Here is a 23,220-nt window from a genome sequence, read left to right on the forward strand (position 1 = left end):
ATGAATGAGAAAGAACGAATTTTAAAATTAGTAGAAGATGGGACATTATCGGCAAAAGAAGCGATTACGTTATTAGAAAAGCTGGAAGAAAGTCAGTCTGTCTCATTAGAAAAGTCTACAGCCGATCACACCTTTCATGAAGAAAAAGCGGGAGCAGAAAGCAAAGGAAACAGCAGTGAGAATCTTGGAGCAAAGCTGTTTGGCTGGTTAGATTCTGCCGTGAAAAAAGTCAAAGATGTTGATCTTGATTTGAACTTCGGACAGTCCGTCGACGTTGAACACATTTTTCAATTCAAAGACGCCTCACTGTCTCATCTAGATATTCAATTGGCGAACGGCAGTCTCAATGTGATGCCGTGGGACGATGGGGACATTCGAGCAGAGTGTCATGCGAAAATTTACCGTGCAGAGGATGGAGAGCAGGCAAGACAGCAATTTCTCAATCAACTGGATTGCGGGCTTGAAGGGGATAAATTTTTTATCCGAACTGAAAAGAAGACAATGAAAGTCAATGTCACCCTATATGTACCGCGTATCCAATACGAGAAGATCAAGGTCAAGCTGTTTAATGGCCCAATTCGTGGGGAAAAGCTAAAGACAAAAGAACTGGCTGCAAAAACCACAAATGGCGTTGTCTCTTTTGCCTCTTTACAAGCAGAAAAGGTCGGAATTGAAACAGCAAACGGACAAATTAAACTGGCAGATCACGAGTGTGGTATGATTGAAGTAGAAACCATCAATGGGCTCATTGACCTGCGTGGGAAAAGTGAATCAATTGATGCACAGAGCTTCAACGGGAATATTGCTGTCCAGCTGTCAGATGAGAAGTGCCGTTCGATTTATGCAAAAACCACAACAGGCAGTGTGGACGTTCACATTCCACGTGCATGTGCAGTGACTGCGGAGCTGAAAAGCAATCTCGGTTCAATTTCTCACGATTTGCTTGATGCCAATATGATTAAAGAGAAAAATGAAACGCTACAAAAAGAAAAAATGATCAAGGCCAATCAACAGGCAGAGCATAGTATCTCTATTTTTGCAGAAACAAAAACAGGCTCAATCCAAGTAAAGCACCAATCAGACAAGGAGTGATTCTACATGAAGAAGCTGTATCGTTCAGCAACAGATAAAAAAATAGCGGGTGTTGTTGGTGGACTTGCTGAATATTTAAGTGTTGATGCATCCCTGCTTCGCATTTTAACAGTGATCATCGGTTTTATGACAGCATTTATGCCGATCTTTCTCATCTACTTCATCTGGTATTTTGTTGTTCCGGAAGAAGGCACTAGCTAAATGTTTAGATGGATTGCCAGTATTTTAGTGAATGCACTACTTTTAATCGTCATTGCTGGATATTTTGATTCGGGCATTCTGCCAGGACTCGGCAGCGTGTATGTGGAAGGGTTTGGCGCAGCCGTTGTGGCAAGTATCATTTTGTCCTTGCTCAATATTTTAGTGAAGCCGTTTTTGATCATTTTAACGCTGCCAGTGACAGTACTTTCACTAGGATTGTTCCTATTTGTTATTAATGCCATCACACTGATGATGACGTCAAGCTTTATGGGAGATCGTTTTCACATTGATGGGTTCGGAACGGCCATTTGGGTGGCTGTCATTTTATCCATTTTCCATCTGCTCATACAAAAAGGAATCGTGGAGCCGTTAGCGAAGAAAAGCTAACGGTTTTTTTATGCGAATTTATCCCTTTTCCCCGTTCCATCTGTCATAAAAACCGCCTTTAGGAGACACAATATCCGAAGGGAGGCGGTGCACGATGGTGAACGTGAGCAGACAAATGATTCTTTTACCTTTTTTTATCATTCTTTTTTGTTTCAGTCAGCCTGCTTCAGCAGGGGCCTACATTCAAACCCAAGTGAATTTACCAAACAAGCCCTTTTCACCTTTTATCTTTGACCAATTTCATGTGGATGTCCGTCCGGTTCAAGGAAAAAGCCGTGATCTTCAGTTTCGGGCATCTATTAATCAGTCAGAGCACATTTTGTCTGCAAACTTGTACTATAAACAAAGTGACGAACTTGGATACCGCTTGATTCCAATGGAACGGTTACCAGGGATGAAACCAGAATTCACAGCGAAAATCCCGTCAGATCAATTATGGAATCCAACGGTTCATTACTATACAGAATTCCTAACGCAGAAGTCTGTGATCAAAACCACAGAACAGTTTGTTCACGTAAACGGATTTGAAGAGGATCTTTCACATATTCCGGACTTATTTATCACGGAGATCGTCACCAATTCAAAAAACAGAAAAGGCAAGGATGCATTTGAATTTATCGAGGTGTATAACACAACACAAGCACCTATCTCTCTTCAGCATTATCAGCTTCGCTATCGCAATCCTGCACAAGGCTTAGAGATGGATGATATTTATTCATTTCACACCAATCCAGTCACTATCTCTCCTGGAAAACCACATGTTTTCTGGCTCAGAAAAAAAGGGCAGGAGCATTTAACGGTTGCGGACTTTAATGCAATGTACAAAAGCCATTTAAAAGAGGGCGAGCATCTATCAGTGATCGAGAGCAAAGGGCTGTCCAATTCCCAATCTCGTCTTGTCTCTATCACAACAAATATAGGGGAAGAGATTTCATCTGCCTCATATCGTTTGAAGCCTTCATTATTTAGCGAGCACAAATCTTTATTGTTCAAGTATCCAATGGATGGGACGACGCAAATGAAGCTGATTTCAAAAGTGGAGGAAGAGCCTACACCTGGAAAAGTATTAAAAGCACAAATTCCATCTGAAAAAAAAGAAATCTCACCAGATGTTCATAAACCTGTGATCGAAGATATGACAGACAAGAAACCGGTAAAACCAACTGAGGGTATTGAGGTTAAAGCAGATGTACAGGACGATCAATCCGTCAAAACCGTCAAACTGCGATATCGGACGAATCGTAAAGATGATTTTAAAGAGGTTCTACTTCAAAAGGATCATAATGACCGACTGTTTCATTACATTATTTATTCACCTGAGCTGATTGGTAAAGAACAATTGGAATACGAGCTGGAAGCGTCTGACGGTGAAAATCAAGCAATGACCATGAAAAAAACAATTGATGTCGAGCAGGTCAGCAAAGCCCACGGCCTTCGATTCAATGTAGAAGACGGAGATACGGTTTCAGGCATATTCTCCTTAAAAGCAACAGCGGATCAGAAAAAAAACATTCAATTGATGATAGATGGAAAGCGGATTCGACAAGCATTTCCTGCGCTTGAAGCAGATCCATATATTGCATTTGATGTCAAAGGAACAAATTTATATTTTAAGAATGGTGTGTCTATAGGGAAACGCTTACTTTCTATTTTTGATGATTCGACAAAAGTGTATCGCACCTATACAATGCGAATACCAGAAAATCAGTTGGAAAAGGAAGGTCCGCAGACAATCTCTTTTCATGCTGGAACAAAGTCATCTCCATTTGACCGATTTCCTGGAGAAAATCACGATGATTTTGAGTTGAAACATGTCAGGATGATTTTATCGAATGGAACTCAAATTCCCTCGACAAATGCCGATCCGCAAAAAGAATGGAAGATGGGAGACGGTGGCAATGCAAAGAAGGTCAGAGCTTTCCAATTTCAACTTCCAAAACAAGCATATGTTTCAACCTATATTCAGTGGGATACAAGAAGGCTGAAAGAAGGGACGCATTTCATTCAGGCCAACACCGCAGACGAATCTGCATCAGTACGGGTGAAAGTCGATAACACAGGTCCGAAAATCAAGACAAATATAAAGGCAAATGACCAATATAAAGGCGCCTTTACGTTAAAGGCAAAGGTGACGGATCAATGGAGTGACATAGAGGAGATGAAGGCATATTTAGATGGCAAACCAATTTCTTTGCCTTATCAGACATCCTCTAGCGAATTAAATCCAGGTCAGCATACGTTTACGATCAAAGCAAAAGATGCCGCAGGGAACATGTCTATATTGAAAAAAGAGTTTAAAACGGTACATGAACATCCTGAAACACCAGAACGAGTGGCAGATAAGACAAAAATGAAATCATCTAAGCAAACGGTATTAACCAAAGATCCAACAAATGATCAGTTAGATTACTCATTTTATCGTGCCTATCAATATACATCGCTGCATCCATCCATGAAGATCTTTCAATATGCAGCAGAGACTGAACCGCCAAAGAGTCTTACCGAATCAGGTGAGATGCTATTTTCCGAGCAAGAAAGGAACCGAATTGCATTTGCTGATGGGAAAGCAGTCGAAACGAGGGATTTACAGCGCTTTCCTTATCATCGTTTTCAAATCAAGGTGCATCACGCTGTACGTGAAAAGGATGTCGTCGAGGCTATGTGGAAAGGAAGTTCATTAACTGGGAGAAAGGTGACAATGTACGCTTGGAATCATCAGCAGGAAAAGTGGGATAAAATCACTCATCACTTTGCTAAAGATGAAAAGGAATTTTACCTGAAAGGACTGCTGTCAGTGAGACAGTATATGAAAAATCAAACATTTGATTTGCTTGTGCAGGATGAAATCAGCAAGACGCAAAAGCCGTATAAAATGGTATGGATGTCTGACACTCAATATTATGCTAAAAGCTATCCTCATATCTTTAAACAAATGGTCGAGTGGATTAGAGATCAAAGGGATCAGCTAAATATTCAATACGTGTTCCATACAGGCGATATTGTGGATGATTCAAAGGGGAAGCAATGGAATCGTGCCGATACATTTATGCGTGTGTTAGATGAACATCAAATTCCTTACGGTGTCTTAGCTGGAAATCATGATGTCAGGCACAAAGACGGCCTTTATATGGAATATGGGAGATACTTTGGAGCGAAACGCTTTGCAGAAAAACCTTACTACGGTGAATCCTATCAAAACAATCGAGGACATTATGATCTCATCTCTGCTGGCGGTAATGATTATATGATGGTATATATGGGCTGGGGGTTGAAGCAAAATGAAATTGATTGGTTAAACCGAGTGATTTCTGAGCATCCAGATCGTATTGTCATCTTAAATTTTCATGAGTATTTGCTAGTGAGCGGCAACCGAAGCCCGATTGGAGATCTCATCTTCCATCAAGTGGTGAAACGTCATCCAAATATTGTGGCAGTATTTAGCGGTCACTACCACGGAGCGAGCCGGAAAGTAGATGAGATTGATGATGATCATGATGGAAAAGTGGACAGAAAAGTATATCAAATACTGGCAGATTATCAATCAGGTCCTGAAGGTGGTCAAGGCTTTATGCGATTGATTACAGCAGATCAAGAAAAAAATCAACTTCACTTTACAACCTACTCTCCTTATATGAATCAAGAGCATTTCTATGATCCTAAAACGTATGGAGACCAAGACGAATTTTCCATTGATGTGGATTTGACACCAAAAATGAAATCCGTCAAAACCAATTATTTTGAACTCAATGTCTACACAAATGTTCTTCTTGGGGAAGCTAAAGGTGTGAAAAGTGGTAAAAAAGCAAGCTTTGAATGGAAAGGTTTAAAACCAAACCAAGATTATTATTGGTACACTGTCGCAAAAGATCGTTTCCAAGGGAAAGCTGTTTCACCTATATGGAAAATTCATACAAAAAATGATGGTCAATCAAAATTTCTTAGGAAATAAAAAACTGTGCTTCTATTTTAGGAGCACAGTTTATCGTTCCATTGTATGAATGAGCTTATAACGATCTCCTCTATAAACGGAAATGACATACTCGAATGGAAGGTCGTTTTGAAAATAAGTCGTTCTTGCAATGGATAGAACAGGAGCGCCTGTTGCAATTGACAGCAGGTGCGCTTCTTCTTTTGAGGCAACATTGGCTTCAAGCTCCTGCTTTGCATGAGCGATCGCCAGGCCCGTGTGGTTTTCTATATATTCATATAACGATCCTGTTAAATGTTCCTTTATGAGATCCCCTGCAAATTTTTCAGGTATATAACTCGTTTCAATGGCCATCGGTTCATCATTTGCAAGCCGTATCCGTTTCAGTTCATATACAGCATCGCTGCTGGACAGCTGTAAGACTGGCAGTAAGTGCTCTGGACATGCGATTTTTTTAAAATCAATCAGCTGGCTTGAGGCTTTGAGACCCCGTTGGCGCATATCTTCTGTAAAGCTTGTTAAGCCTTGAAGCGGCTGTTCAAACTTTTTTCGGCTAACAAAGGTGCCTTTTCCTTTTTGGCGGTATAAATATCCTTCGTTCACAAGGTTCGATAAGGCTTGTCTGACAGTCATTCGACTAATACCAAAGCGTTCAGCATATTCTCTTTCAGAAGGAATAAGTGTATCAGGGGCTAACGTTCCATCCTCAATCTGCTTTTTCAAGTTCTCCATAATCTGATGGTACATGGGAATAGGTGACTGCTTATCAATAAACATGTGAAAATCCTCTCGTGTTTAGCGTAGTGAACCAGCTTCTCGATCAATAAAAATCGTCACATCTTGATGAAGTTTCAAGGCAGATGCAGGGAAGTCTGGATGAACATCCGTCTGTTCTAAATATTGTATCACTTCCGCCTTTGATTTTCCTGATGCAAGAAGCAGAATTTTTTTGCTTGAAAGAATGCTCGCAATACCCATTGTGATCGCATGTGTAGGCACTTCATCAATAGAAGAAAAGTATCTTGCATTGGCCTTGCGGGTATGTTCATCTAATTGGACAACGTGCGTTTTTGAATCGAAGGGAGTACCAGGTTCGTTAAACCCGATATGTCCATTTTGCCCAATGCCAAGAAGCTGAAGATCTATGCCCCCTAAATCTTCAATGAGCTGATCGTATCTTAAGCACTCTTCTTCCAATTGAGATGCAGCGCCATTAGGAAGGAAATACTGATCCTTTGGGAGGTCAATGTGGTCAAATAAATGACGCCTCATGTAGGTCATATAACTATTTTCATGATTTGGATCAAGTCCTACGTATTCATCCAAATTCACTGTTCTTGTTTGTTTGAAAGACAATTTTTCTGCTTGATGCAGCCGAATTAACTCTTTGTAAGTATCGATAGGAGTACCGCCAGTTGCCAGACCGAGCACCGCATCTGCTTTGGATTTAATGGTACGTGCAATGAAGGCAGCAGCTTCTTTTCCTAATTGATCTTTATCCGCAAATTCAATGATGTTCATCAGTCATTTGCCTCCTTTTTTCAAAGACAATTTGTCCTCGGCAGATCGTCATCATCAGTTCGCCAGAATCATCCCAAATGACCAAGTCTGCCAGTTTCCCAACTTCAATTGAACCGAGCTGATCTTCAAGACCTAGCTGACTGGCTGCATTTGTCGAGGTCATCTTAGCAATCTCTGTCCATCCGCAATGCGTGACCTGTCTCATCTGTTTGACTCCATCTTTCATACGTAAGATCGATCCTGCAAGTGTACCGTCTGCCAGCAATGCTTGTTCACCTCTGACTGTGACAGTTTGACCGCCAAATTCGTATGTTCCTTCTCCTAGCCCTTTTGCGCGCATGGAGTCTGTAATCATGATCAAACGTTCACTCCCTTTTGCCAGATATGCTAGCTTTACGGAAAGAGGATGTGAATGAATGCCATCGGTAATCAGCTCAGTAAAGAGTTTCTCGTTTGTAAGAGCAGCACCTGCCGCGCTTGGTTCACGATGCTGAAACGAACTCATCGCATTATAAAGATGCGTCACATGGCGTGCACCGTGCTTTGCTGCTCGTTCAATCATGGCATGATCAGCATTCGTATGTCCAATAGAAGGAATAATGTTTTTTTCTTGCAGCATGGAAAGGAAAGCAAAATCAGTATCTTCCTCAGGTGCAAATGTGACAATTTGAATCAGCTGTTCAGATGCATGAAGCCATTTTTCGAAAAGCGGGAGATCAGGCTGTTTAATCCATTGGGCAGGCTGTGCCCCAGCTTTATCTTTAGAAATAAAAGGACCTTCCAAATGAATTCCTAAACATTGTGCCTGACTTCCGGCCTGCTTCTCGTTATCGGGTTTCCACAGAGCGACATTTTTAAGAGCATGCTCAATCTCTTGATGGTTTTGTGTAATGGTTGTCGCTAAAAAGCTTGTCGTTCCCTCTGAGGGTAAGTGATCAGCAAGTGTATTCATGGCTTCTGGTGTCGCATCCATCATGTCTGCACCGTAACCGCCGTGAATGTGAATATCAATCATTCCGGGAAGTAAATAAAAGTTTTCCCGGGAAATATATACTTTTTCATAATTTCCTGTCGGTGGAGATGTTGAAATATAGTCGATCTTGCCATCGCGTAAACCGACAAAACCGCGTTCAATGATTTCTGTCTTTGTCACAATATGAATATTGGAGAGCAATAAAGAGCTGCTCATGTTTGTGCCCCCTTATTCGTTGTCTTTAGCTTTAGTGTACCCTTTTTAAGTATAGTTGTCTATACCACTCGAGCTTGTGAAACAGGATCAGGATAAAATACTGTTTTGGGTTCATCATTGAAAGTGATAAAATAGAGCTGTATTTCTGAAACGCCTGTGATAAAAGGAGGAAGAAGCGTGCCGAAAGTTCGTACGAAGGACATAATGGAACAATTTCATCTTGAGCTGATAAGTGGGGAAGAAGGGATTAATCGTCCCATTACAATCAGTGATCTTTCCAGACCAGGTATTGAAATGGCTGGATATTTTACATATTATCCAAAAGAAAGAGTTCAACTTTTAGGGAAGACAGAGCTTTCCTTTTTTGAACAACTCCCAGAACGCGAACGAAAGCAGAGAATGATGTCTCTTTGTACAGATATTACCCCTGCCATCATTTTGTCACGAGATCGTGAAGTGCCGAAGGAATTAATTGAAGCATCCAATGAAAATGGCGTGCCGGTTTTACGATCAAGCTTAAAAACGACAAGGCTTTCGAGTCGATTAACAAACTTTTTAGAAAGCAAGCTTGCACCAACGACCGCAATTCATGGTGTCCTTGTAGATGTATATGGTGTGGGTGTTTTGTTAATAGGTAAAAGCGGTGTAGGAAAAAGTGAAACAGCCTTAGAGCTTGTGAAAAGGGGACACAGGCTGGTTGCAGACGACTGCGTGGAAATCCGTCAAGAGGATCAGGATACGCTAGTTGGGAGCGCACCAGAGCTGATTGAGCACCTTCTAGAAATCCGTGGATTAGGCATTATTAATGTGATGACCTTATTTGGAGCAGGCGCTGTCAGAAGCTATAAGAGAATTACGATTGTGATGAACCTTGAACTGTGGGAACAAGGCAAACAGTATGATCGTTTAGGGCTTGAGGAAGAGAAGATGCGGATCATCGATACGGATGTACCAAAGCTGACGATCCCTGTACGTCCAGGACGAAATTTAGCGGTCATTATTGAGGTAGCTGCGATGAACTTCAGGTTGAAACGAATGGGGCATAATGCAGCGGAACAATTTACAAGTAAACTTGCCGATGTCATTGAAGACAATGGCCAGGATGAATAGGAGTTGTCTATATGAATGAAGCAATTCAACCAATTGATCCGATTGCTTTTCAGCTCGGACCTATTTCGGTTCATTGGTACGGTGTGATCATAGGGGTTGGAGCCTTGCTTGGCCTCTGGCTCGCACTCAGGGAATGTGAAAAAAGAGGCATCAATAAAGATACGTTTATTGATTTAATTTTATTTGCCATTCCTATCGCCATTATTTGTGCACGAATTTATTATGTATCCTTTGAATGGGATTACTATCAGCAGCATCCAAATGAAATCATAAAGATTTGGAATGGCGGAATTGCCATACATGGCGGACTGATAGGTGCAGTGCTGACAGCGATCGTCTTTACAAGAGTGAGAAAAGTGTCCTTTTGGAAAATCGCCGATGTGGCAGCGCCTAGTATTTTACTAGGGCAGGCGATTGGACGCTGGGGGAATTTTATTAATCAAGAAGCGCATGGTGAGGCTGTTTCAAGAGCCTTTTTAGAGAATTTACACCTGCCTGAGTTTATTATTAATCAGATGTATATTGATGGAACCTACTATCACCCGACGTTCTTATACGAATCATTATGGAATCTTGCCGGCGTTGTAATTCTCATCTTATTACGCAGAACATCGCTGCGCAGAGGCGAAATGTTCTTGTCTTATTTAATCTGGTATTCAATCGGCCGTTTCTTCATTGAAGGCATGAGAACAGACAGCTTAATGCTGACAGAGCACCTTCGAATTGCGCAGATGATTTCAATTGTCATATTCGCCGTGGCCGTTTTGTTGATTGTGTATAGAAGAATCAAGGGCTACGCATCTATACCGTATAAAGAGAACAACTCATCAAATTAAGCAGGGGGGATAAGAGATGAGAGAGACATGGAAAAATGGCTTGAAAGCAGGGCTATCGACGACTTGGACACTTGGAAAAGTCATTTTTCCGGTTACCATTCTCGTCAGCATCTTGCAGCATACGCCTGTCATGGATTGGATCATCCAATTTATCCGTCCGTTTATGGGGCTATTGGGCCTTTCAGGGGAGGCAGCTATTCCGCTTGTATTAGGAAATATGCTGAACTTGTATGCGGGTATTGCAGCTATCTTGACATTAGAGCTACCTGTGAAGGAAGTCTTCATTTTAGCGGTCATGCTATCCTTTTGTCACAACCTGATGATTGAATCGACAGTGGCGGCGAAGGTTGGACTACGGGTGTCTGTTATTTTGTTAGTCAGAATCAGTCTTGCCGTTGTTTCAGCGATTGTCATTCATCTCGTTTGGCAGGGAGGCCAGGAGCCGGCGCAATATGGTTTGCTTACAGCAGCTCAGACAGCTGATGTGCCTTCAAGCTGGCATATGATCGTTTTCCTTGCTTTACAGAAAGCCGTTCTTGGTGTGCTCCAACTGGCTTGTATTGTCATCCCTCTCATGATCATCATTCAATTGATGAGAGACTTAGGATGGCTTCATACGCTGTCTAAGTGGCTGTCTCCATTTACTAGAATGCTTGGAATGAAAGAAAATACGTCTATGACGATGGTGGCTGGTTTAACCATTGGTTTGGCCTACGGGGCAGGCGTGATGATGAAGGCAGTGGAAGAGGACGGCGTCAGCAAAAAGGATTTAACCCTTGCTTTCATTTTCCTCGTTGCTTGTCATGCGGTGGTCGAAGATACACTGATTTTCATTCCATTAGGTATTCCAGTATGGCCGCTGCTTCTGATCCGCCTGATTTCTGCTATTTTATTGACAGCTGCCATTAGCTATTTTTGGCGGAAGCGGGAACATGCAGCTGTTAGAAAGGAAGCCATATGAACGAATCAACCATCAACACCGTGCTATTTGATTTAGATGGCACGTTAATCAATACAAATGAATTAATTATTGCATCATTTCAGCATACGCTGGATCATTATTACCCTGGTCAGTACAGCCGTGAGGATATCCTTCACTTTATTGGTCCATCGCTGTTTGATACATTCTCTGCGATGGACCCGAATCTGACGGATGACATGATTCAGATGTACCGGACGTTTAATCATGAACAGCATGATCTGCTTGTGACGGAGTATGAGACGGTTTTAGATACGTTAAAAATTCTTCAGGATCGAGGATTTAAGCTCGGAATTGTGACAACGAAGATACGTGATACGGTCTTAATGGGATTGAAGCTGACAGGTTTGGAGCCATTCTTTGAGGTGATTGTCACACTTGATGATGTACAAAACGAGAAGCCGCATCCAGAACCAGTCCAGCTGGCGTTATCCAAGCTTGGCAGTGACCCGCATGAGGCCATAATGGTCGGTGATAATTATCACGACATTTTGTCTGGACAAGCGGCAGGAACGAAAACAGCAGGTGTCGCTTGGTCTATTAAGGGAGAAGAAGCCCTTTTAAAGCATCGCCCTGATTACATGCTGCAGAAAATGAGTGATCTCTTGGCGATTGTTGGAGCTGATTAAGTTGAGAAAAACAGATCGTTATCCTGTCAAAGGGGTCAATTCACTTAGACAAGTCTATCGGACGGTCCCCTTTCTCAAGGTGATAAAAAACTTTATCTTTATTCAAATGGCACGTTATACGCCTTTTATGGGGATGAAAAATTGGATTTATCGAACCTTTCTCCGCATGAAAGTCGGAGATGATACAGCGTTTGCCTTAATGGTGATGGTCGATCTGATGTTCCCCGAGAAAATCACGGTTGGTCGAAATAGTGTGATTGGTTATAACACGACGATCTTGGCACATGAATATTTGATTAAAGAGTATAGGCTTGGGGAAGTCTATATTGGTGATGAAGTCTTAATTGGAGCAAATTCAACCATTCTGCCCGGAGTGACGATCGGTGATGGTGCTATCGTATCGGCGGGTACGCTTGTGCATCAAGACGTCCCGGCAGGCTCTTTTGTTGGAGGTAATCCAATGCGCATGATTTATACGAAAGAAGAAATGGAAGCACGTCAATCTACGTCTGCTGAGTAGCTCGGCAGACTTTTTTATTGACATTCTGACATGGTGTAACTATAATGATTACAACAGAGGTGAGAAAACATGAAAATCAGCAGCAGATTTACTGTCGCTGTCCATATTCTGGCCTTGCTATCACTTGAAAAAGGATCATTACAGACATCGGAGGATATCGCAGGAAGTGTCAATACAAATCCAGTGGTCATTCGCCGTATCATGAGTAAATTAAAAAAAGCAGGCCTGATCTCAACGAGTCTTGGCAAAGGTGGTTCACAGTTGAATCGCAGTGAAGAAGACATCACACTGCTCGATGTGTATAAAGCGGTTGAAGTTGTGGATGAGGGAGAATTGTTTCAAATTCATGAAAGCCCGAACCCTGACTGTCCGATCGGTGCAAATATTCAAGCGGTGCTTGAATTAATTCTGTGCCGTGCCCAAAGTGCGATGGAGCAAGTGCTGGCTGAGATCAAATTGAGTGAACTAACGCAGGTGTTAATCAAAAAAATTGGATGATTTATTCAATTTTTTTTACCTCTGTTGTAACTGTTTTTGTTACACCTCTAGATGTAAAAATTAAACCAGATTGTAGGAGGAATTCACATGAAAATTGGAATCATTGGCGCAACAGGTAAAGCAGGACAGGAAATTTTAAAAGAGGCTCAATCAAGAGGACACGAAGTAACTGCAATTGTTCGAGATGCACAAAAGATGACAGGTTCATCAGCAGCCGTTTTAGAGAAGGATGTGTTCCACTTGGAGGCAGAAGACATCAAAGGTTTTGATGTCATCGTGAATGCATTTGGTGCACCAGCTGGACAAGAGCACCTTCATGTAGAAGCTGGGAAAAAGCTGATTGATATATTGAAAGAGGCACCAGACACGCGTTTAATCGTGGTAGGCGGTGCTGGCAGTTTATTTGTTGATGAGGCGAAAACCACAAGACTTATGGACACACCAGAGTTTCCAAAGGAATACTTCGCTACTTCGTCAAAGCAAGGCGAAAACTTAAAAGATCTTCAAAATTCCAAAGGGTTAAAATGGACATTTCTTAGTCCAGCAGCATTCTTTAATCCAGAAGGCAAACGAACTGGTTCTTATGTGAAAGGCAAAGATCATCTCATTGTCAATTCGAAGGGTGACAGCTATGTGAGCTATGCCGACTACGCCATTGCGCTGGTTGATGAAATTGAGCAGGCTGCCCATGTTGGAGAACGATTTACGGTTGTATCTGAAGCTGAATAAGAAGAGAAAAAACCCCGCTGAAGAGCGGGGTTTTCAGCGTGAAGACAAACCCTCGCATTCTTTGTCAGTCCTGCGTGCCGGTGCTCACGAATGTCAAATTCGCTCCACGCCGGTACTCGTCCTTCCTAGACTGCAAAGGTTTTCATGTCACGCTGAAAAGAAGACAAAGGGCTAAAATAAAGATCATTTTAGCCCTTTGTCAACAATCTGAACCCCGCTGAAGAGCGGGGTTTTATGTTTTGATGATAACCGCTTGACTGCCCATCTGTTTCCAAGACTCCTCAAATTGATCGCGATCGACTTTTTGGTTCTTTTCTCCGTATGGGTTATTCAAGTAGACGTGTTCTTTGTCGTAGCCTGTGATCACTACGCTATGCATTTTAAAGCTGACATCTATTTTTCCATTTGGTGTATTCCATGTTTCGATGTTATCTGTTTTGGCAAAGGTCGATGTCGTAATGACCCAGACAGGATAGCCTTTTTCAAGTGATTCATAGATGGCTTTTTTGACTGACTTTCCCGTTAAGTCGACGGCTTGATTACCTGCATATTTTTTCGCAAGCTGATAAATGGGTCCATGGTACACACCAAGACCTGGTCCGTTTTCCATATCTCCTACAAACCCGTCTTCAGGGTTTCCTTTTAAGCCATTCTCATAATTGAGCGGAACACGCTTGATCTCATTTGCCAATGTGTTTTTTGTCACTTCTTTATAGCCGCTGTAATGAAGCAGCATCGCTAGGCTTGTGACCTCGCATCCATTATAAAGCCTTGGTGCATCCATTTGATTGTAGAGGATGACGTCCATGGCTTTTTTGCTTCCTTTTAATGTATGGGTTGTGGAATCTGTTTTTTTCGTTGAACGTGTTTCTTTTGCTGCTAGTGCGGTATCGTTCTCTTTTTCTTTGGCTTCTTCTTGCGACGAAGTGGTTTTCTTGACTTGGTTCATTTGTGAAACATAAATAAAGCCGAAATAAACAAGGGATGCGCACAACAAGGTTAAGATTAATGTCTGGATGAATTTCACTGTAATCTCCTGTGTTATTCAATATTTTTATGTATTATAGCATGTTCGAAAAGCAAACAGACCGAAAAGATTCAAGTGTCATTTTAATGTAATATATGAACAAATGATTAAAGAAAAAAGGGAAGAATAAAAATGATTGATTTAATCACTTTATTTTGTTAGCATATTATCATATTAGCGAACTAAAGGATTCGGAATTTTTTGTTTTAAAGTGTTGGAGGTGCAGAGGAACATGTTTATGTTTGAGAAACCATATGGTATGCGCGATTCATTACCAGGATTGTATGAGACGAAGAAAAAAGTGAGACATTCATTAACAGAGGTGATGTATGGTTGGGGTTATCGTTTGATGGAGACGCCAACGCTTGAATTTTACGATACAGTCGGTGTTCAATCGGCGATTACAGATACACAGCTGTTTAAGCTTCTTGATCAAAATGGTCAAACCCTTGTGCTTAGACCTGATATGACGGGGCCGATTGCGAGAGTCGCGGCTTCAAAGCTTCATGAACAGGCGTATCCCCTTCGCGTCGGTTATGCAGCCAATGTGTTTCGGGCGCAGGAAAGAGAAGGAGGAAGACCATCTGAGTTTGAGCAGGTCGGAATTGAATTAATTGGTGATGGTTCGATTAGTGCAGATGCTGAAGTTATCGCGCTTGTCGTATTTGCATTAAAAAATGCCGGGCTTCAATCCTTTAAAATAGCGATCGGTCATGTTGCTTTGGCAGAAACGTTGTTTTTAGATGTACTTGGAAATACAGAACGTGCGAACGTACTGCGCCGTTTTTTATATGAAAAGAATTATGTGGGATACAGGCAGCATGTGAAACAATTGTCACTCTCATCTATTGATAAAACGAGACTGCTGCAGCTTTTGGAGCTGCGCGGCGGGCAGGAAGTGATCCAGCGGGCAGAGGAGATCGTGGTGTCACAAGAGGGGAAAGAGGTGCTTGCAGAGTTAAAGGCGCTTTGGGAAACACTCGAGGATTACGGCTGTACAGAATATATTCGTTTGGATTTGAGTATGGTCAGTCATATGAGCTACTACACGGGGATTTTGTTTGAAGTATTTGCAGATCATGTTGGGTCTGTCATTGGAAGTGGAGGAAGGTACGATCAATTGCTTGCTCACTTTGATGCACCCGCACCAGCTACAGGGTTCGGTCTTCGTTTAGACCGTCTTCTTGAGGCCCTTGACGCCAAAGAAATGCATGAGCCGCAAGAGGCTGTGATTTTTAGTAAAGAGCAGAGATTTGAAGCATTTGCTTTTGCAGAAAAAGAGCGGTCAAAGGGCAAAAAGATCGTCCTGCAAGACTTAGCGGGTATCGAAAATATTGACGCAATGACCAAGGCATTTGAACAAGTGACTTATTTTATCGGTGCTAGAAAGGAAGAGCAGAATGGGTAAAGTGTTGACGATGGCAATGCCAAAGGGCCGGATATTTGAAGAAGCAGCAGGGCTGTTAAGACAGGCGGGGTATCAGCTGCCGGAGGAATTCGAGGATTCCAGAAAATTAATCATTGATGTACCGGAAGAAAACCTCCGCTTTATTTTAGCCAAGCCAATGGATGTGACGACATATGTAGAGCACGGTGTGGCGGATGTGGGCATTGCAGGGAAGGATGTCATGCTTGAAGAAGCTCGTGATGTGTACGAGGTGCTCGATTTAAACATCAGCAAATGTCATTTAGCTGTAGCCGGATTGCCAGGAGCCAGCTGGGGCGGAGTCGCGCCGCGTGTGGCAACGAAGTACCCAAACGTAGCCTCGTCCTATTTTAGAGAACAAGGTGAGCAGGTTGAGATCATTAAGCTAAATGGTTCCATTGAATTAGCGCCGCTCATCGGGCTTGCCGATCGAATTGTTGACATTGTTTCCACAGGTCAAACGCTTAAGGAAAATGGACTTGTGGAAACAGAGCATATTTGTGACATTACATCACGATTTATTGTCAATCCTGTGAGCTACCGAATGAAGGATGCGGTGATTGATAAAATGGCGCAGCGTCTGGCAAGAATCATCGAAGGAGAAGGGGAGGAATCATCATGAATATCACCTACATAAAAGAAGGTGAGACGAACAATCTCTCTCTTAAGCGGTCTTTAGATACAGGGACGGAAGAGCAGCGTCAGACTGTTCAGCGCATTATTGAAGAAGTGAGAAAAAACGGTGACGACGCTGTACGGTCTTTTACGAAGCAATTTGATGGTGTGTCGATTGAACATCCGCTTGTCACAGAGGATGAAATGAAAAAAGCCTACGAGCGTTTGGACAAAGAGATGGTTCAGATTATCCAAACGGCTATCAAGCATATTCGAACTTATCACGAGCGTCAGCTGACATCCTCTTGGTTTTATCACCAAAAGGACGGCTCGATGCTCGGACAAAAGGTGACCCCGCTTGATGCGGTCGGTGTGTATGTCCCGGGCGGAACAGCTGCCTATCCGTCATCTGTCTTAATGAATGTGATCCCGGCACTTGTCGCTGGTGTTGAACGAATTGTCCTTGTGACACCACCAGGGAAAGATGGCCGTCTATCTGACGCCGTCCTAGTTGCCGCGAAGGAGCTGGGCATTTCAGAAATGTACAAAATGGGTGGTGCTCAGGCGATTGCGGCACTTGCATATGGAACGGACAACATTCAGCCTGTTGATAAAATCACAGGTCCAGGAAACATTTATGTAGCACTGGCCAAGCGGGAAGTATTTGGTCAGGTAGACATTGATATGATTGCAGGTCCAAGTGAAATTGCCGTTCTAGCTGACGAAACGGCAGCTGCACATGAGGTGGCAGCTGATTTGCTTTCACAGGCAGAGCATGATGCATTGGCATCCAGTATTTTAGTGACACCGTCTCAAGCGCTTGCTGAGGAAGTGCAAGCAGAGGTGGATGCACAGCTGGACACTTTGCCAAGAAAATCAATCGCAGCACAATCCATTCAAGATCATGGCCGTATTTATGTGACAGAATCAATGGAGCGTGCAGTAGACGTCGTGAACCAGTTAGCACCAGAGCATTTAGAGGTACTCACGGCGTATCCAGAATCACTACTAGGTCAAATCAAACATGCAGGGGCGATTTTCTTAGGGCGCTATAGCCCAGAGCCGGTGGGTGATTACTTCGCAGGGCCGAATCATGTGCTGCCAACAAACGGAACGGCTAGATTTTCTAGTCCGCTGGGCGTCACTGATTTCCAAAAGAAAACAAGCATCATTTCATATAGCAAAGAAGCCTTTGAAACACATAGGGACAGCATAGCGGCTTTTGCCAGATTAGAAGGACTTGAAGCACATGCAAGGTCGATTGAAGCGAGAAAGCGGGAGGAATGAAAATGAGACAGGCGGAAACAACGAGACAAACAAATGAAACAAACATTTCATTGGCCTTAGAGATTGATGGGGAAGGAAAAGCAGATATTCAGACAGATGTTCCTTTTATGACGCACATGCTCGACTTATTCACGAAGCACGGACATTTTAACTTAACCGTAGATGCGAAAGGAGATACGGAGGTTGATGATCACCACACAACAGAAGATATCGGCATTGTGCTTGGTCAGATGTTTAAAGAAGCGCTTGGTGATAAAAAAGGAATCAAACGGTACGGATCGAGCTTTGTTCCAATGGATGAAACACTTGCTCAGGTCGTCGTCGACTTAAGCAATCGTCCTCATTTGGAAATGAGAGCCGCTTTCCCAAGCCAAAAGGTTGGCACATTTGATACGGAGCTGGTTCATGAGTTTCTGTGGAAATTTGCTCTTGAAGCACGGATCAATCTTCATGTGATTGTGCACTACGGAACCAATACTCACCATATGATTGAAGCCATTTTTAAAGCGATGGCACGTGCCTTAGATGAAGCAACAACCATTGATCCACGTGTGAAAGGGATTCCATCGACAAAGGGGATGCTCTAATGATCGGAGTCATTGACTATGGAATGGGGAATTTGTTTAGCGTATCAAAAGCACTGGAACGAGCAGGCGCCGCTTATATCGTGTCCTCTGAGGTGAAGGAGCTTAAAAAGGCAGATGCTTATATTTTGCCTGGTGTGGGATCGTTTCGTGATGCGATGCAGCTGTTAAAACAGACAGGACTTGAAGCGTTTATTCACCAAGTCGTGCAGGAAGGAAAGCTGTTATTTGGCATTTGCCTTGGCATGCAGCTGTTGTTTGAAGAAAGCGAAGAAGGAGGGAAAACAAAAGGATTGGGTCTTTTAAAAGGACGTATCGTTCTTTTAAAGGATCTTGATCAGGATGGGCAAAGGCTGAAGGTGCCTCATATGGGCTGGAACGAGCTCACATTTCACCAGCCGTCCCCGTTATTTGACGGAGTGTCTGAAGGCTTTGCGTATTTTGTCCACTCTTATTATGTGAGTGACATGAATCCAGAAGAACAATTGGCAAGTGCGGCGTATGGTGTACAAGTACCAACAGTTGTTGGGAAGGGGAATGTGTTTGGAACGCAGTTTCACCCTGAAAAAAGCAGTACAACAGGAATGGCACTGCTCAAACGGTTTATTCAATTAGCAAACGAACAGAGGGTGAGCAAATGAGTGAATTTACATTATATCCAGCGATTGATATGAGAAATGGCAAATGTGTACGACTCGTGCAAGGAGATTATGATCAAGAAACCATTTATGGAGATTCACCGCTAGACATGGCCAGATTATTTGCAAATGAAGGCGCAAAATGGATTCATCTTGTTGATTTAGATGGCGCGAAAGCAGGAAAGCGCGTCAACCATGAGCATGTGCTGGCGATTGCTTCCGCCTTAGATGTGAATGTCCAAATTGGCGGCGGCATTCGGACAGAAGAAGACGTTGCATTTTATTTAAGCAATGGTGTATCTAGAGTCATCCTTGGCAGCTCGGCTGTGTCTAACCCAGACTTTGTGAAAAAGATGCTGTCACAATATGGCGAGAAAATAGCGATTGGCATTGATGCACGAAACGGTTTTGTATCGACTGAAGGCTGGCTTGAAACGTCGGAAGTAAAAGCAGAGGAACTCGGCAAGGAATTAGCAAAGGAAGGCGCAGAGGTCTTTATTTTCACCGATATTCAAATGGATGGCATGCTGTCTGGTCCAAATGTGGAAAGTACAGTTCGCTTAGCAGAAGCGACCGGCAAACAAGTCATTGCCTCAGGTGGTGTCAGTGCTGTTCGTGATCTACAAAAGCTGTCAGCGCAAAAACAGACAGGTGTGTCTGGTGCGATTATTGGCAAGGCGCTGTACACAAAGCAATTTACGTTAGCTGAAGCGTTTGAAGGGCTTGACAGCTTATGATGACAAAACGAATCATTCCATGTCTTGATGTGAAGGAAGGGCGTGTTGTCAAAGGGATCCAATTTCTGGGCTTAAAAGATGCTGGTGATCCGGTAGAATTAGCGCAGATCTATGACGAGGAAGGTGCGGATGAACTCGTCTTTCTTGATATATCTGCCTCTCATGAAGGACGAAAAACGATGGTGGATGTGGTGAAACAAGTTGCGTCCACTCTTGCTATTCCATTCACTGTGGGCGGCGGGATTAACCACCTTGATGACATGAAGCGTATATTAAGAGCGGGGGCAGACAAGGTGTCTGTGAACACAGCGGCTGTTTTAAGACCGGAGCTAATAACAGAAGGAGCCGACTTTTTTGGTTCTCAATGTATTGTTGTGGCGATTGATGCGAAATACGATGAAAAGAAACAAGCTTACATGGTCTATACGCACGGAGGACGCCGTCAAACGGATTTAGAAGTGAGTGAGTGGGCGAAAGAAGCTGTGCTGAGAGGAGCGGGAGAGATCTTGCTGACAAGCATGGATGCCGATGGTGAGAAAACGGGCTTTGATCATCGTCTGACGAGGCTTGTGTCAGAAGCAGTCACAGTGCCAGTCATTGCTTCAGGAGGTGCTGGCAATGCGCAGCATATGCTCGAGGCATTTACAAAAGGTGCAGCTGATGCCGCACTCGCAGCCTCTATTTTCCATTATAAAGAAACCTCCATTCAAGAGGTGAAGACATACTTGAGAGAACACGGGGTGAAGGTAAGATGAAACAGGCACACGAATTAACATTTAATGACGCAGGCCTCATTCCTGCGATTGTACAGGATGTTCAAAGTAAGGAAGTATTGACGCTGGCATATATGAATCAAGAATCCTATGAAAAAACGTTAGAGACAGGTGAAACATGGTTTTATAGCCGGTCGAGAAATGAGCTTTGGCACAAAGGAGCGACATCTGGACACACCCAGAAAGTCACATCCATTCGCTACGACTGTGATCAAGACGCTCTGCTTGTGCTTGTTACACCAAGTGGGCCAGCGTGCCATACTGGCAGTTATAGCTGTTTTTCGGAAGAAGACGTGAAGCGGCAAAGGGAAGAGCAGGATCGCTTTGCCATTTTAAATGAACTTGAACAGGTCATTGCAAAGCGTCAGGCGGAAATGCCAGAAGGAGCTTATACAACCTACCTTTTTGAAAAAGGGGTCGATAAAATCCTGAAAAAGGTGGGGGAAGAAGCTTCAGAGGTCATCATTGCCGCGAAGAACCGTGATCAAGAAGAATTGAAATGGGAAACAGCTGACCTTCTGTATCACCTTCTTGTGTTATTACGTGAACAGCAGCTGCCGCTTGATGATGTATTAAAGGTATTGAAAAAGCGCCATCAAGGGGAATGAAAAGCCGGGGATATCCTCGGCTTTTTACTTTTGAATGAAAAACAAATCCTTCCTTTCCTTTTGTTCTATGTGACGACTCGTGAAGTATGTTATACTACACTCGGTACACTGTTCGAAATGGAGGGTATCGGTGAGTAAATACACTTCTCAAAATAATCACACACAAGTCGTCCAGCTATTTCAAGATGGGCATTACTTTTTTCATAAAGGTCTAAAAGCATATAGAGAAAGAAATTTATCTAGGGCAAGCAAGCTCATCCAACGGGCGATTGTACTTGAGCCTGAAAATGTAGAAATGTTGTCACAGCTTGCGATCATTTATACTGAAATGGGTCATTACCAACAATCAAATGAACTGCTTGATTTTATCCTGGAACACTTGGATGAGAACATGTCAGAGTGTCACTATTTTAAAGCAAATAACTATGCCAATCTCGGACTGTTTCAAGAAGCATATAAGTCCGCTACTGCTTATGCTGCGCTGGAAGAAGACGGGGAATTTGCAGATGAAAATGACGATCTCCTCGATCTGCTTGATATGAGTGACGATGTTGATGAAGATTTTCCTTATGATCAGGATGATCTGATTGTGAAGCAGGATCAAGCCAACCATTTGCTGGAAAGCGGCAGGCTTGATGAAGCGATTGAGATGCTAGAACAGATGATTGTTGAGTATCCAGAATTTTGGTCAGCGTATAATAATCTCGCTTTGGCCTATTTTTATTCTGGTCAGATCCATCAGGCAAAAGAGATATTGAACCGGGTCCTTCATGAAAATCCCGGTAATCTGCATGCCCTTTGTAACCAGCTTGTTTTCTATCATTATGAAAAAGAAGAAGAAAAGGTCAACATGTTAGCAAAGCAATTAACGCACGTGTATCCAATATTAAGTGAACAGCGTTATAAGCTTGGTGCAACATTTGCCCTCGTTGGAGAATTTGAATGGGCGTTTAAATGGCTATATTCTTTGTATAAAACAGGTTTCCACGGAGATAGTACGTTTTTATACTGGCTGGCAAGTGCAGCCTATCACACGGGTCACAAAACGCTGGCGCAAACCGTCTGGGATAAGATGGTGGAAGAAGATATTGATGCGGATGAAATCAAACCGTGGCAAGATAAACCAGAGGATACTGAGCCAATGGTCTCAATTGAGGAACGGCTCACTGCGTACTATGTCAGCAAACAAAAAGGTGAACGTGACGTCTTACAATCTGTTCTCGATGCCCGCGCAGCGAAAACAGCCTTTGAACAGCAGTTCATTGAGCTGCTTTTATATGAAGATCAAATGGAAGAACGATCTTTTTCAGAAGATGCGGTCTTCGCAAAACAGGCGGCATCTGCTTTGGAAGAAGCGGTGCAGCCTGATAGCCACATGCCATATTTTTGGTTATTCCATATTATTCAGCAAGCACGCGCTTCAGGCGTAGAGAAGAAAAATGCCATTGCGTGGGCAGCGGCTTCTTATTATCTATGGATGAATGAACAAGAAGAAGCAGCTGTCAGCAAAAAAGAGATCGCAGCCTCTTTTCAGATCAGTGTTCAAACACTGTCCAAATATGAGCGTGTCATTTGTACGTTCATGATTTGAATAGGTAAATAGATTCAGATAACAGCAGCATGGCCAAAAAGGTCATGCTTTTTTCTTGGATAAAAAGGTGGGATTTGCTAGGATTTGGCGAAGTATGACAATCTCGACATCTATTTGAAACATAAATGTAATAAAAATATTAGCTCATTTTGTCGATGTGTCATGTATAATGAAACTCGTGGATTAAAACAAAGACATATATTTAAATATTTTACTATACATAATGCAACACCTAGTGATAGAAACAATCTGGTCAACATCTGACTGAATCATCAGGAAGAAAGACATGGAAAGCACAGATTGGTCGCAGAGAAT

The 23,220-nt window shown here is 42.8% G+C and carries 24 protein-coding genes; 20 read left to right on the forward strand and 4 right to left on the reverse strand.

Annotation, left to right across the window (positions count from 1 at the left end):
• From BK049_RS11110 to BK049_RS11125, 4 genes are all read left to right on the forward strand, one after another.
• Positions 1-1,092 carry a DUF4097 family beta strand repeat-containing protein gene (locus tag BK049_RS11110; protein WP_008358388.1) on the forward strand — a complete coding sequence of 364 codons (1,092 nt, stop codon included), beginning with the start codon at positions 1-3 and terminating at the stop codon, positions 1,090-1,092.
• A gap of 6 nt (positions 1,093-1,098) precedes the next feature.
• On the forward strand, positions 1,099-1,293 hold the full coding sequence (locus BK049_RS11115; RefSeq protein WP_008358386.1) for a PspC domain-containing protein: 195 nt from the start codon (positions 1,099-1,101) through the stop codon (positions 1,291-1,293).
• Positions 1,294-1,680 carry a phage holin family protein gene (locus tag BK049_RS11120; RefSeq protein ID WP_008358383.1) on the forward strand — a complete coding sequence of 129 codons (387 nt, stop codon included), beginning with the start codon at positions 1,294-1,296 and terminating at the stop codon, positions 1,678-1,680. It begins immediately after the preceding gene.
• Positions 1,681-1,774: 94 nt separating this feature from the next.
• Positions 1,775-5,629 carry a lamin tail domain-containing metallophosphoesterase family protein gene (locus BK049_RS11125; RefSeq protein ID WP_071168515.1) on the forward strand — a complete coding sequence of 1,285 codons (3,855 nt, stop codon included), beginning with the start codon at positions 1,775-1,777 and terminating at the stop codon, positions 5,627-5,629.
• A 30-nt stretch (positions 5,630-5,659) separates the two neighbouring features.
• On the opposite strand, the gene BK049_RS11130 is transcribed toward BK049_RS11125, so the two are convergent.
• Genes BK049_RS11130 through nagA form a run of 3 tightly spaced genes read right to left on the reverse strand, consistent with a single transcriptional unit; the run spans position 5,660 to position 8,318 of the window.
• On the reverse strand, positions 5,660-6,385 hold the full coding sequence (locus BK049_RS11130; RefSeq protein WP_071168516.1) for a GntR family transcriptional regulator: 726 nt from the start codon (positions 6,383-6,385) through the stop codon (positions 5,660-5,662).
• 18 nt (positions 6,386-6,403) lie between these two features.
• The gene (gene nagB / locus BK049_RS11135) at positions 6,404-7,129 is read right to left on the reverse strand and encodes a glucosamine-6-phosphate deaminase (RefSeq protein WP_008358377.1); all 726 of its coding nucleotides are present in this window, start codon (positions 7,127-7,129) and stop codon (positions 6,404-6,406) included.
• On the reverse strand, positions 7,116-8,318 hold the full coding sequence (nagA, locus tag BK049_RS11140) for an N-acetylglucosamine-6-phosphate deacetylase (protein ID WP_008358376.1): 1,203 nt from the start codon (positions 8,316-8,318) through the stop codon (positions 7,116-7,118). The genes nagB and nagA overlap by 14 nt, the downstream gene beginning before the upstream one ends.
• A 177-nt stretch (positions 8,319-8,495) precedes the next feature.
• Between nagA and hprK the strand changes: the two genes are divergently transcribed.
• From hprK to BK049_RS11175, 7 genes are all read left to right on the forward strand, one after another.
• Positions 8,496-9,428: an HPr(Ser) kinase/phosphatase gene (gene hprK / locus BK049_RS11145; protein WP_071168517.1), complete on the forward strand. Its 933-nt coding sequence runs from the start codon at positions 8,496-8,498 to the stop codon at positions 9,426-9,428.
• 11 nt (positions 9,429-9,439) lie between these two features.
• On the forward strand, positions 9,440-10,264 hold the full coding sequence (lgt, locus tag BK049_RS11150; protein WP_008358374.1) for a prolipoprotein diacylglyceryl transferase: 825 nt from the start codon (positions 9,440-9,442) through the stop codon (positions 10,262-10,264).
• A 16-nt stretch (positions 10,265-10,280) separates the two neighbouring features.
• A complete protein-coding gene (locus BK049_RS11155) occupies positions 10,281-11,225 on the forward strand; it encodes a nucleoside recognition domain-containing protein (RefSeq protein ID WP_008358373.1) in 945 nt (314 codons plus the stop codon).
• Entirely contained in the window at positions 11,222-11,872 is a 651-nt protein-coding gene (ppaX, locus tag BK049_RS11160; RefSeq protein WP_071168518.1) for a pyrophosphatase PpaX, read from the forward strand. The genes BK049_RS11155 and ppaX overlap by 4 nt, the downstream gene beginning before the upstream one ends.
• Before the next feature lies 1 nt (position 11,873).
• Entirely contained in the window at positions 11,874-12,392 is a 519-nt protein-coding gene (locus tag BK049_RS11165) for an acyltransferase (protein WP_008358371.1), read from the forward strand.
• Positions 12,393-12,461: 69 nt separating this feature from the next.
• On the forward strand, positions 12,462-12,890 hold the full coding sequence (locus BK049_RS11170) for an Rrf2 family transcriptional regulator (protein ID WP_071168519.1): 429 nt from the start codon (positions 12,462-12,464) through the stop codon (positions 12,888-12,890).
• Positions 12,891-12,977: 87 nt separating this feature from the next.
• The gene (locus tag BK049_RS11175; protein ID WP_008358367.1) at positions 12,978-13,619 is read left to right on the forward strand and encodes an NAD(P)-dependent oxidoreductase; all 642 of its coding nucleotides are present in this window, start codon (positions 12,978-12,980) and stop codon (positions 13,617-13,619) included.
• 232 nt (positions 13,620-13,851) lie between these two features.
• Here the strand turns inward: BK049_RS11175 and BK049_RS11180 are convergent, their stop codons facing one another.
• Positions 13,852-14,646 (reverse strand): C39 family peptidase, encoded by a 795-nt coding sequence (locus BK049_RS11180; RefSeq protein ID WP_008361109.1) that lies wholly within the window; start codon positions 14,644-14,646, stop codon positions 13,852-13,854.
• A gap of 232 nt (positions 14,647-14,878) precedes the next feature.
• Between BK049_RS11180 and BK049_RS11185 the strand changes: the two genes are divergently transcribed.
• The 9 genes from BK049_RS11185 to BK049_RS11225 all read left to right on the forward strand — a co-directional run bounded on the left by BK049_RS11185 (position 14,879) and on the right by BK049_RS11225 (position 22,905).
• Positions 14,879-16,054: an ATP phosphoribosyltransferase regulatory subunit gene (locus BK049_RS11185; protein ID WP_071168520.1), complete on the forward strand. Its 1,176-nt coding sequence runs from the start codon at positions 14,879-14,881 to the stop codon at positions 16,052-16,054.
• Positions 16,047-16,694 carry an ATP phosphoribosyltransferase gene (gene hisG, locus BK049_RS11190; protein ID WP_008361106.1) on the forward strand — a complete coding sequence of 216 codons (648 nt, stop codon included), beginning with the start codon at positions 16,047-16,049 and terminating at the stop codon, positions 16,692-16,694. The genes BK049_RS11185 and hisG overlap by 8 nt, the downstream gene beginning before the upstream one ends.
• A complete protein-coding gene (gene hisD / locus BK049_RS11195; protein ID WP_008361104.1) occupies positions 16,691-17,974 on the forward strand; it encodes a histidinol dehydrogenase in 1,284 nt (427 codons plus the stop codon). Before hisG ends, hisD begins: the two co-directional genes overlap by 4 nt.
• Before the next feature lie 2 nt (positions 17,975-17,976).
• Positions 17,977-18,561, forward strand: a complete 585-nt coding sequence (hisB, locus tag BK049_RS11200) for an imidazoleglycerol-phosphate dehydratase HisB (RefSeq protein ID WP_008361102.1) — start codon at positions 17,977-17,979, stop codon at positions 18,559-18,561.
• Complete coding sequence (gene hisH, locus BK049_RS11205; protein ID WP_071168521.1) at positions 18,561-19,199, forward strand: imidazole glycerol phosphate synthase subunit HisH; 639 nt, start codon at positions 18,561-18,563, stop codon at positions 19,197-19,199. The genes hisB and hisH overlap by 1 nt, the downstream gene beginning before the upstream one ends.
• Positions 19,196-19,933 carry a 1-(5-phosphoribosyl)-5-[(5-phosphoribosylamino)methylideneamino]imidazole-4-carboxamide isomerase gene (gene hisA, locus BK049_RS11210; RefSeq protein WP_008361099.1) on the forward strand — a complete coding sequence of 246 codons (738 nt, stop codon included), beginning with the start codon at positions 19,196-19,198 and terminating at the stop codon, positions 19,931-19,933. The genes hisH and hisA overlap by 4 nt, the downstream gene beginning before the upstream one ends.
• Positions 19,930-20,688, forward strand: coding sequence for an imidazole glycerol phosphate synthase subunit HisF (gene hisF / locus BK049_RS11215; RefSeq protein ID WP_071168522.1), 759 nt, complete (start codon positions 19,930-19,932; stop codon positions 20,686-20,688). Before hisA ends, hisF begins: the two co-directional genes overlap by 4 nt.
• Positions 20,685-21,314, forward strand: a complete 630-nt coding sequence (gene hisIE / locus BK049_RS11220; RefSeq protein ID WP_008361094.1) for a bifunctional phosphoribosyl-AMP cyclohydrolase/phosphoribosyl-ATP diphosphatase HisIE — start codon at positions 20,685-20,687, stop codon at positions 21,312-21,314. The genes hisF and hisIE overlap by 4 nt, the downstream gene beginning before the upstream one ends.
• A 130-nt stretch (positions 21,315-21,444) precedes the next feature.
• On the forward strand, positions 21,445-22,905 hold the full coding sequence (locus tag BK049_RS11225; RefSeq protein ID WP_008361092.1) for a tetratricopeptide repeat protein: 1,461 nt from the start codon (positions 21,445-21,447) through the stop codon (positions 22,903-22,905).
• The last annotated feature ends 315 nt before the right edge of the window (positions 22,906-23,220 follow it).

It is taken from the genome of Bacillus xiamenensis (genome assembly GCF_001857925.1).
Taxonomy (GTDB): Bacteria; Bacillota; Bacilli; order Bacillales; family Bacillaceae; genus Bacillus; species Bacillus xiamenensis.